The 11193-nt window shown below is 41.0% G+C and carries 8 protein-coding genes; 6 read left to right on the forward strand and 2 right to left on the reverse strand.

The genetic code is table 11. The features are described 5' to 3' along the window. Nucleotides 1–157: 157 nt before the first annotated feature. Together G602_RS0103265 and G602_RS0103270 are read left to right on the forward strand one after the other, a co-directional pair. Nucleotides 158–2617, forward strand: a complete 2460-nt coding sequence (locus tag G602_RS0103265) for a glycoside hydrolase family 2 TIM barrel-domain containing protein (RefSeq protein WP_026657661.1) — start codon at nt 158–160, stop codon at nt 2615–2617. Between the two features lie 242 nt (nt 2618–2859). Beyond that, nucleotides 2860–4272: an MFS transporter gene (locus G602_RS0103270; RefSeq protein ID WP_044930898.1), complete on the forward strand. Its 1413-nt coding sequence runs from the start codon at nt 2860–2862 to the stop codon at nt 4270–4272. A 69-nt stretch (nt 4273–4341) separates the two neighbouring features. Here the strand turns inward: G602_RS0103270 and G602_RS0103275 are convergent, their stop codons facing one another. Then, nucleotides 4342–5463 carry a helix-turn-helix domain-containing protein gene (locus G602_RS0103275; protein WP_026657663.1) on the reverse strand — a complete coding sequence of 374 codons (1122 nt, stop codon included), beginning with the start codon at nt 5461–5463 and terminating at the stop codon, nt 4342–4344. A 109-nt stretch (nt 5464–5572) separates the two neighbouring features. Here G602_RS0103275 and G602_RS0103280 point away from each other — a divergent pair, with 109 nt between their 5' ends. After that, nucleotides 5573–6043, forward strand: a complete 471-nt coding sequence (locus tag G602_RS0103280; RefSeq protein WP_026657665.1) for a methylglyoxal synthase — start codon at nt 5573–5575, stop codon at nt 6041–6043. 54 nt (nt 6044–6097) lie between these two features. On the opposite strand, the gene G602_RS0103285 is transcribed toward G602_RS0103280, so the two are convergent. After that, nucleotides 6098–7084: an AraC family transcriptional regulator gene (locus G602_RS0103285; protein ID WP_026657666.1), complete on the reverse strand. Its 987-nt coding sequence runs from the start codon at nt 7082–7084 to the stop codon at nt 6098–6100. A 224-nt stretch (nt 7085–7308) separates the two neighbouring features. Here G602_RS0103285 and G602_RS0103290 point away from each other — a divergent pair, with 224 nt between their 5' ends. From G602_RS0103290 to rhaB, 3 genes are all read left to right on the forward strand, one after another. After that, nucleotides 7309–8559, forward strand: a complete 1251-nt coding sequence (locus G602_RS0103290) for an L-rhamnose isomerase (protein ID WP_026657667.1) — start codon at nt 7309–7311, stop codon at nt 8557–8559. Nucleotides 8560–8575: 16 nt separating this feature from the next. Continuing rightward, the gene (gene rhaD, locus G602_RS0103295; RefSeq protein WP_044930928.1) at nt 8576–9424 is read left to right on the forward strand and encodes a rhamnulose-1-phosphate aldolase; all 849 of its coding nucleotides are present in this window, start codon (nt 8576–8578) and stop codon (nt 9422–9424) included. Between the two features lie 229 nt (nt 9425–9653). Continuing rightward, complete coding sequence (gene rhaB / locus G602_RS0103300; RefSeq protein WP_026657669.1) at nt 9654–11078, forward strand: rhamnulokinase; 1425 nt, start codon at nt 9654–9656, stop codon at nt 11076–11078. The last annotated feature ends 115 nt before the right edge of the window (nt 11079–11193 follow it).

Consider the following 11193-nt stretch of genomic DNA (forward strand, 5'->3'; position numbering starts at 1 on the left):
TGGAGGATAAATCGTGTATTAATTATTTATTATTTTTATATTAATAAATGTCGGATTCTCCGCAAATTAAGAAGTGTTCCATCTAAACCTCAAATTATAGAATTGCTTATGAACAGACTAATTTGTGCATAACGCAGTATTTAAGAGGTGGAACATAATGAAAAAAACAAAATGGAACGATAACTGGCTTTTCTGGAACAGCAAGAATGCCTTTGCTCTAGTGTGGAGCATTCCTGAAAATGCGAGAAAAATTACACTTCCCCATGATGCGATGATAGAGACAGAGACCCATGCTGATTCGCTTAATGGTGGCAATACAGGATTCTATGATGGTGGTTCCTATACTTATGTGAAGTTTTTTGAATCAAAAAAGGGTGACAGAAGCAGGAATATAATGCTCTTATTTGAGGGTGCTTACATGAATACCTTTGTCTATGTTAATGGTCAGCTTGCTGCTAACAGACCTTATGGATATTCAGAGTTCACAGTTCCGATTTCTCAGTTTTTAAAGGAAGAGGGCGAGAATGAAATTCGCGTTCAGGTGAGAAACAATGCATGTCAGAACAGCCGCTGGTACACAGGCTCCGGAATCTACAGAGACGTATACCTTCTTGAAGCGGATAATACCTATATAAAGGAAAACAGCTTCCTGATAACTACTGAAGAATGTAATGAAGAAGAGGCAACAGTACATCTTAAGGCATCTGTAAGGAATGCGGATATAGCGCCAAAAGACCTTGTTATCAGCTTTGGAATTTTGGACAGGAATGGAGAGCTTATTGCTTCCGATCAAAAGGTAATCAGCGCTAAGGCTAATTCTGAGATGACTGTTTTTTCAAGATTATATGTAGACAAGCCATCACTTTGGTCTGATGAAAATCCCGCACTTTATAAGGCTGAAGTTACGGTGTTCGAAGCAAAGGAAGAGAATGACGGGCAGACAGGCTGCGGAGAACCTCTGGATGATGAAGCGGAGATCTTCGGTATCAGAAAGCTGAGACTTGATGCAAAGCATGGCCTTAGAGTGAACGGAAAAAGTGTTAAGCTTCGTGGAGCCTGCATTCACCACGACAGTGGAATCTTAGGGGCAAAGACTTTTTATGAAGCTGAATACAGAAGAGTTGCTATATTAAAAAAAGCCGGCTTTAATGCCATAAGAATGTCTCATCACCCTGCGGCACCTGCACTTGTAAAGGCCTGTGATGAACTCGGAATGTATATCATGGATGAAGCCTTTGATATGTGGACCAGGGCAAAATCAGACTATGACTATAATCTGTATTTCATGGACTGGTGGGAGCGTGATGTGGAAGCGATGGTCATGAAGGACTACAACCATCCTTCCGTTATTCTGTATTCAATCGGTAATGAAATTCCTGAGATCGGAACAGATGAAGGCGCAAGGCTTGCTGCAGAAATCAGCGGACTTTGCCACAAGCTGGATCCTAACAGATATACCCTTGCTTCAATAAACGGAGTGTTTGCGGCAGGAGATGCTGTGCCTAAGATTACTGCAGATGTTGCTGCATCTGTAGAAGATGGTGATGATTCCATAAACGTAAATGATTTCATGACTATCATGGATAAGTACATGGATAAAATTGTCGTACATCCTGAGATCACAAAGCGTCTGGACAAGGCCTGTGCAGCAACTGACATAGCAGGTTATAACTACATGACAGCACGTTACAGCCTTGATGCCAAAAAGGCTCCTAACCGTGTTATTGTCGGTAGTGAAACCTATCCTCCTGAGATTGCTGTAAACTGGAGAGAGGTTACAAAATACCCTCAGGTTATCGGAGATTTCACCTGGACAGGTTGGGACTACCTGGGAGAAGCAGGCGTAGGAATTCCTGCATATAAATTCGGTGAGGGCGGCTTTGGCGCACAGTTCCCTGCTAAGCTTGCTTATACAGGAGATATTGATATCACAGGCTTTAGAAGACCTTTATCATATTACAGGGAGATTGTTTTCGGACTAAGAAAAGCTCCTTATATAGCAGTTCAGGATCCCGCACACTATGGCGAGAATCTGATAAAGACACCCTGGGTAATGAGTGATACTGTTTCAGGATGGACCTTTAGCGGATATGAAAATAAGCCGGTTGTGGTTGAGGTTTATTCTTCAGGGGATGAGGTGGAATTATTACTTGATGAAAAATCCATAGGAAAGAAAAAGGTTGTGGAAGAGGATAACTGCAGAACTCTTTTTGAAACAACTTATCAGCCGGGAACCTTAAAAGCTGTGGCATACAAAGATGGCGAGAACATAGGAGAATATGAGCTAACTACTGCAGTGGGAGATATGAAGCTTTTTGCTGAGGTAGATGGAAATATATTGGAAGATAGTGAGATAGTATACGTGAATCTTTCTCTTCAGGACTCTGATGGAGATGTTTTCATAAACTCTGATCAGAGTATTACGCTTGAGCTTGAAGGTGACGCTGAGCTTTTAGGCTTTGGATCAGGTAATCCCAAAGAGCAGGAGCCTTATAGTAGCAATACTTCAAATACCTGGAATGGACGTGCCCTGGCTATTGTCCGTAAGATACCGGGAAAAAAAGTCGTTCTCAAGGCAGCTATAGATTCAGGTATTAAAACTGAAATAATACTGTGATAGAAAATTAAATAATTCGAGATATCATGTAATATAATGTAGTTTCCCCGATAACTGTCCGGAATCTAAAATATTAGGCCGGATTATTATCGGGGATTTTTATTTATATTTATGCATCTTAAAAAATGTCGGATATAGATAAACATATTACATGGAGCAGGAAGTATTACCTTGCTATTATAATCTCACAAAGCAAAAAACATTGTTTACCACATTTAAAAAACATGAAAAGGAGAAGGACAATGGGGAACAATAGTAATTCTACAAATAAAGCAGAAGTCGGTGGTGCCTTTAGATGGTTCCATGCTACTTCCGTAAACGGCGGCGCGATGATGGTAGCTGCAGTACTGGCAAGTTATCTGTCTGTTTATATGACGGATACATTAGGGATTCCGGCAGCTATATGCTCAGTAATAATGTTTATAGCAACTCTCTGGGATGCGATAAACGATCCGATGATGGGTGTGATCGCTGACAGTACACATACAAAGATGGGACGTTACAGGCCTTACTTCCTGTTTGCACCGGTTCTGCTTACATTCTTTGCAACTATGGTCTGGGTAGACTGGGGCTTTACAAATACTACGGCTAAGGCTGCATACATTCTTATTATGTACATCGGTTACGGAATGACAGTTACTATGTACACAATGCCTCAGATGGCAATTCTTCCTGCAGCGGTTAAGAATGACGGTGAGAGAAACAAGATTATAACAATGGGAGCAGGATGCTGTGCAGCAGCATTTACAGTAGGTAACACCTTTACTCCGAACATCACAGGTTTCTTTAACAGCCTTGGATTTACAAATGGATATGTTCCTTACATGATCATTTGCGGTATTCTTTCATTCGTTTCTTTCTGGGGACTTTTTAAGGCTTCAAAGGGACAGGAGAGATATCTTGCTACACCTGAAAAGAATCCTCTTAAGGGAATCGGAATGGTTTTAAAGCACAAGGAAGTATATCCTAACATCATTGCCTGGGTAATGGCTTCAATGGGATATGGACTTATGTTTTCATCATCAGTTTACTACATGATGTATTACTACCAGAGACCTGACCTTATAGGTGCATACATGGGTGTTATTTCAATCGGCGCACTTATTTCAATGGTAGTTGCAATGCCTATCGTTCTTAAGGTATTTAAGACCGGACAGAGAGCACTTTGCTTCTCTCAGGTGACAACAATAGCTTTATATGTAGTTCTTTTCTTCTTTGGAAAGACAAACTTTATCTTCCTCTGCGTGCTCACTTTCATCGCATCTGTAACAGGAGCTATGCAGAACGCACTGGTTAATATTCTTGTAAATGATACTATTGATTTCATCATGTACAAGGAAGGAAAAACCGCAAACGGACTTGTTTCATCAATCAAGGGATTTGCACAGAAGTGCGGTAATACAGCTACAAGCTCAGGCATACTTGCAATCCTTGCAGTATCAGGATATGTGGCAGGTGCCATTGGACAACAGCCCGAATCAGCTATGTTTGCTCTTAACTTCATCAAGTTCGGAGCACCCAGCATTACAGGAATCATTGTTATTCTCTGTGTAGTATTTGGACCCATCAAGCACTACAAGAAAGAGATAGAAGAGATGAAGTCCAAAATGCATGCTGAGGACAGTGAGAATAGTCTGAAGCAGAAGGCTGTTTGATAAGAAAAAAGGGAACTGAGTCCGTATATGGTCTCAGTTCCTTTTTCGGTGTGTGAAGTATGATTTACATTACTCATGCGAGAATGGAATGAAAGGGCTGTCCTTTTTATTGGACTTTCTGAAATCGGCCGGTGAGCAGCCATAGGTTTTTCTGAATACCCTGGAAAAATGATCGGCGCTGTTATATCCTATTTCTTCAGCTATTTCATTTACCTTCTGGTCGGTATTTATAAGCAGATTTACTGCATCTCGCATGCGGAGATTCTTAATAAGATCCGTGAAGTTTTTCCCTGTATTCTGTTTTATGAGTGTGCAAAGATGCGGCTCCGAATAGTGAAAAAACTCGGCAAGCGAAGACAATGACAGTGTCTGATAGTTGTGCTGAATATATTGCAGTACAAGTGAAAAATCAGAATCAATATCATAGTTGTAAAAGGATATTGTCTTGCTGTAGTTTCGGAGAAGATTAGCAAAAAATAAATTGATTATGTTAATACAGCAGTTGTTACTATACCCGTCAGGAGCCTCTGATTCGATCAGAAGCTTTCGAAGGAAAATTCTGCATTCCATATTGTTTTCAGTAAAGAGCATAAGGTAATTGGGCCTATCCTCATTTCTAAGGATGTGCCTGAAAAATCCTGACAAAAGATCCTGATGAAGCATAAGTGAAGTGAAGGTACTTTCGAAGGTACTTTTCCTGATGCAAACGGTATAAACTATGCTGGTTTCATCATCTATGATGTAGTCATGATTGGAACCCGGGGCAACAATACATACTTCACCCTCGTGCATCTTATGGGCAGTTCCCTCAAAATACAGAGTGCCCTCACCCTTTACCACAAAATCCAGCTCAAAATAATTATGCCTGTGAGCATAATTTCTGGTAAATCGCGGATGACGAATAGTGTAGACATCATAAAACTGAGGAATGATTTTTTCCTCACCTACATAGGAATTTATTTCATGCTCTACATCATAATGAAGAGGTATCTTATCCACAAGCTTATCAAATTCATCATCACTTACTGACAGGGCATCTGCAGGAAGCCTGAAAAAAGATGGCGATGTACTAAGAAGCCCCTTTTCATTCATACGCTGCATCATTTCAGTAAACTGAAGCTTCATACCTGTGCGCTTGTAATATGAATTCATTTCATTTTGGAATTTTCCATAAGTCGTATATTTTTTCATGGCTATATCATAACATACTAAAATTCTTTTGAAAAAATAACGTGATATTTTGAAAACAAAGTAATATAATGCTTGATAAGATTTTTTGAAAAAGGAGGAGACAGAAAAAATGTCAGAAACAATTACACTTACCATAAAGAAACAAAAGAACATAGCACTCATAGCTCATGATGGCAAAAAGGCAGAGCTTATCGAGTGGTGCAAAAATAATGCAGATATTCTTTCAAAGCACTTTTTATGCGGAACAGGTACAACTGCCCGTATGATAACTGATGCAACAAATCTTCCTGTACGCGGTTATAATTCAGGCCCCCTTGGCGGTGACCAGCAGATCGGCGCTAAGATAGTAGAGGGGAAAATTGACTTTGTTATTTTCTTTTCAGACCCGCTTACAGCAGCACCGCATGATCCTGATGTAAAGGCACTTATGAGAATTGCGCAGGTGTACGATATTCCTTTTGCCAATAACAAAGCCACAGCTGATTTCCTTATTCATTCATCATACATGGATGAGGAATATGACCACGACATTATCAACTTCAAGCAGAACATTGAGCACAGAGCAGAGACACTTTTGTAAATTGAAAATGCAATATGATATTAGCTACAGGCAGATGCATTTTGGGATATTTAATCACTGTATAAAACTGTGATTAGCCAGTCGGTAGTCTCTGGGACTGCAGCCATATATTCTGCGGAACAGACGATGGAAAAAACTGGTGTTGTCATAGCCTACAGAGATAGCGATATCGGCAATAGGTGCATTTGAACGAACAAGAAGAGAGCAGGCCCTTTCAAGACGCTTCTCCTGAAGGAGATCCTTGAAGGTGTGGCCTGTTTCTTTTTTTATTATGCGACTTATTGTGTATACATCTGCTTTTTCTGCTGCTGCAAAATCCTTGAGCGATGCGGTCTTGTAGGATGTATCAATATAGGATAGGAGCTTAAGCGTTATCTCCTGTTCATAGGAATTGGAGTCAATATGAATAAGCTCAGAATGATTTGTGAGATTAAGGAAAAGAAGTCCCACAGTGGCCTGGTTTATGGTTCTGCTGTTTTTGTCGGAGTTCAGCATATTCCATATCAGGTTTTCCATTAAGTTCTGAATGGGAAGAACATCTGAAACATTAAAATACATGTAGTTGCTGGTCAAATCCTTTCTGGTGAGGCAGCTTATTATGAAGTCTCTAAGGGCGCTTGGCTGAGCTCCCATCATAGGAAGCACCACATCAAAAAATTCCGGAAGTATCATGAAATTAACTGCAATATCATTCTCACCTGCCGGATATATTTCCTGAGTGGCATGCTGATTCAGAAAAAGAAGATCGCCTTCTTCCAGAATAATTTCCTGACCATCCACGATATGTCTTGTAGTACCATTGCACATATAAATGAACTCAACATAGTTGTGAGTATGCTTCGGAAAGTGAATAAAGCGCACATGCGGACGCATATCAATAAGGCGTCCGTTTTTTAGTACCCTCGCAGAATCAATCTCATCTGATTTTTTGGACGCTTGAGGACTATAGTACAAGTCACGGTTTATATATTCTTTTCCATCCAGTATGGACTGTTCCTCATCTGTGATAATGCTGAGCTTTTGCAGTAATTCTCTGTTCATTTAGGACCTCCGTGAAGGATTATGTCTTTAAATTAACATGTGTGTTTATTATTTGCAATAAAGGACCTATTTTTCTTCAGTGTAGGACCTTAAATATTTCGTTTGGGAGTTTTAATATAATTTCAAGATGTTTAAGACGAGAGTTTTTCACGATTGATTTATCTTGGCCAATATTTTCCGGATTATAAACGGATAGCAAAAAAAGAAAGGGAAGGTTACAAAAAATGACAGTTAAGGAAAGATATGAAGCAGCAAAAGAGCGTTATGCAAAGCTTGGAGTTGATACAGATAAGGCTATCAGCGAACTTGAAAAAATCAGTCTCTCTATGCACTGCTGGCAGGGAGATGATGTAGTAGGTTTTGATCAGAAGGGACCTCTTAGCGGAGGAATCCAGACAACAGGAAATTATCCCTACAAGGCTACAACACCTGAGCAGCTCATGCAGGATATAGATGAGGTATTCACACTTGTACCCGGAAAACATAAGCTCAATCTTCATGCCTGCTATGCAGTATTTGAAGGTGATGAATGGGTAGACAGAGATAAATTAGAGCCTAAGCACTTCAAGGCCTGGGTAGATTTTGCAAAGAAACATGGCATCGGTCTTGATTTTAACCCCACAATGTTTTCACATCCCATGGCAGAGAATGCAACACTTTCATCAGAGGATGAGACAGTTAGAAAATTCTGGGTTGATCACTGCATCGCATGCCTTAAGATTTCTGAGTATTTTGCAACAGAGACAGGCGTACCCTGCATGATGAATATCTGGATTCCGGACGGTTTCAAGGATGTGATTCCGGATCGAATCTCTCCCAGAAAGAGACTTAAGGATTCACTTGATCAGATCCTTGCAACTCCTTATGACAAGAGCAAGGTATATGTAGCAGTTGAGTCCAAGGTATTTGGAATCGGCATGGAATCAGTAACAGTAGGTTCACAGGAGTTCTATTTAAGCTATGCAGCTAAGAACGGAATCATGTGCCTCATCGATTCAGGCCATTTCCATCCTACAGAGAATGTTGCAGATAAGCTTTCATCAATGCTTCTTTTCAATGAAAAGATGGCACTTCATGTTACAAGACCTGTACGTTGGGATTCTGACCATGTAGTTATCTACAATGATGATGCAAAAGAAATCGCACAGGAAATCGTAAAGAACGGTCCTGAAAGATTCTTCATCGGAATGGATTATTTCGATGCAAGTATTAACCGTGTTTCCGCATGGACAAACGGAATGAGAAACTTCTTAAAGGCCCTTCTTAACGCAGAGCTTCAGCCCAATGAAAAGCTGTGTGCACTTCAGAACGAGCGCAACTTTACAGAGCTCATGTCTCTCCAGGAGCGCATCAAGATGATGCCTGTCGGAGATGTTTGGGACTACTACTGTGAGAAGATGAACGTTCCCACAGAGGACGAGTGGTTTGACGTTTGCAAGAAATATGAGGATGAGGTTCTCACAAAAAGAGCGTAAAGAAAGGATATATATCATGAAAGTTTTAGATTCAGAATTTGCAAAAGGTTTTTGCCGCATGTGCGTAGACGGCTTCTACCAGGGCTGGCACGAGAGAAACGGCGGTAACTTAAGCTACAGAATAAAAGAGGAAGAAATTGCTTCCGTAAAGGAAGAGCTTACAGAAGATGGCGAGTGGAAGGAAATCGGAACAGCCGTACCTGATCTTGCAGGTGAATACTTCATGGTTACAGGTTCAGGCAAATATTTCAGAAATGTTGAAATCGATCCTGCAGCCAACATCTGCATTATCAAGGTAGATGAAAAGGGCGAAAAGTATCAGATCCAGTGGGGCCTTGTAAATGGAGGAAGACCTACATCAGAGCTTCCTTCACACCTCATGAATCTTGAGGTGTGCAAGAAGAGAAACGCTGATATCAGAGTGGTATACCACTGCCATCCTGCTAACACCATTGCACTTACCTTTGTACTTCCTCTTGACGGTGAAGTTTTCACAAGAGAAATATGGGAGATGGCTACAGAGTGTCCTGTTGTATTCCCTGAGGGAATCGGCGTAGTACCGTGGATGGTTCCCGGCGGACGTGAAATTGCAGTTGCTACTTCCGAAATCATGAAAAAGCAGGATGTTGCTATCTGGGCACATCACGGCATGTTTGCCTGCGGCACGGATTTTGATATCACCTTCGGCCTTATGCACACAGTTGAGAAGGCAGCAGAGGTTCTTGTAAAGGTTATGTCTATGACAGACAGAAAGCGTCAGACCATACAGCCCGACGAATTCAGAGCTCTTAACGAGCCCTTCGGAATCAAGGTAGGAGAAGCTTTCCTCTACGAGAAAAAGAGTGACATAATCGGAGAACGATAAAAGTTCTTGCTATAGAAAAAGATGATACCTCAATAGCTATAGAAAAGATGATACCTCAATAGCTATAGAAAAGATGATACCTCAATAGCTATAGAAAAGATGATATTTTAATAGCCTTCCACCTTTGGGGGGCGCTCAACGTCCGGGGGACGTTGGTTTAGCGCGGACCGAAGCGGAGCGAAGACAGGTGTCAGCGAAGCTGACGGATGAGGGTTATTAGGAGCACATAATGAATTACTACTTAGCAGTTGATATAGGAGCATCTTCCGGCCGACATATCCTTTCATGGCTGGAAGATGACAAAATAAAATACGAAGAAATCCACAGATTCTACAACGGCATGGATGAAGAAAACGGCCACAAGGTCTGGGACACAAAAAGACTATTCGAAGAAATTCTTATCGGTATGAAAAAATGCCATGAAATGGGCAAGGATCCTGTTTCAATGGGCATCGATACCTGGGGCGTTGACTATGTACTTCTTGATAAAAATAATGAGATAGTCGGCAGCACCTATGCCTATAGAGATGACAGAACTGAAGGCATGGACAGCGAAGTCTACAAGATAATTTCTGAAAATGACCTCTATGCACGCACCGGAATTCAGAAAGCAATTTTCAATACGATTTACCAGCTTATGGCATGCAAAGTTCAGGAGCCTGAAAATCTGGAAAAGGCAGAATCACTTTTGATGATACCGGATTATCTGCATTTTCTTTTGACAGGTATAAAGAAGCAGGAATACACCAACGCCACAACAACACAGCTTGTTAATCCGAAGACCAACGAGTGGGACATTGAACTCATAGAAAAGCTGGGACTTCCTGCAAAGCTTTTTGGAGAGCTTTCAATGCCCGGAACAGAAGTGGGTATGCTTTCAAAGGAAGTACAGGACAAGGTTGGTTTTAACTGTAAAGTTATCCTTCCTGCAACTCACGACACAGGCTCTGCGGTAATGAGCGTTCCAAGCACAGCTGAGGATGTGCTTTATATATCCTCAGGAACCTGGTCATTATTTGGATGTGAATTATCAAAAGCTAACACTTCAGAGATAGCACGTAAGGCGAACTTCACCAACGAAGGCGGCTATGATCATAGATACAGATTCCTGAAGAACATCATGGGCTTGTGGATGATACAGTCTGTTAAGAAGGAATTTGAAGCCGGATATGATTATGCCGGAAAGAAGGAAAATGAAGATTATTCCTTTGCAAATCTCTGTGCAAGAGCAGAAAACGAGACAATTGACTCCATAGTGGATGCAAATTCAGCTGTCTTTCTTGCCCCTGCGTCCATGATTGCAGCGATCCAGGACGAGTGTAAAAAGACCGGGCAGCAGATACCTGCAACACCCTGGGAGATCGCCAGGATAATCTACAGATCTCTTGCAGCCTGCTATAAACAGGCAGCAGAAGAACTGGAAGAAATAACAGGCAAACATTTTGAGTCTATTAATATAGTAGGTGGAGGCTCAAACGCTGACTACCTTAACAAGCTTGCTGCCAGGGAAACAGGCAAAACAATTTATGCCGGTCCTTCCGAAGCAACAGCCATTGGCAATATAGGAGCTCAGATGCTTGCAGATGGTATATTTACTGACCTGATGGAATTCAGAAAATGCGTATTTTCTTCTTTTGAAGTAAAGGAATACTAACGAAAAGCATAAAAAAGAATGTATATTACAATATAGAACCGGACACAAATATTGTTACGCCGGTTCTTTTTTTTATAAAGAGTTTATTAGGTACATGACAAAAATTATATTAAAA

Source organism: Butyrivibrio sp. AC2005, assembly GCF_000424145.1.
Classification (GTDB): Bacteria; Bacillota; Clostridia; order Lachnospirales; family Lachnospiraceae; genus Butyrivibrio.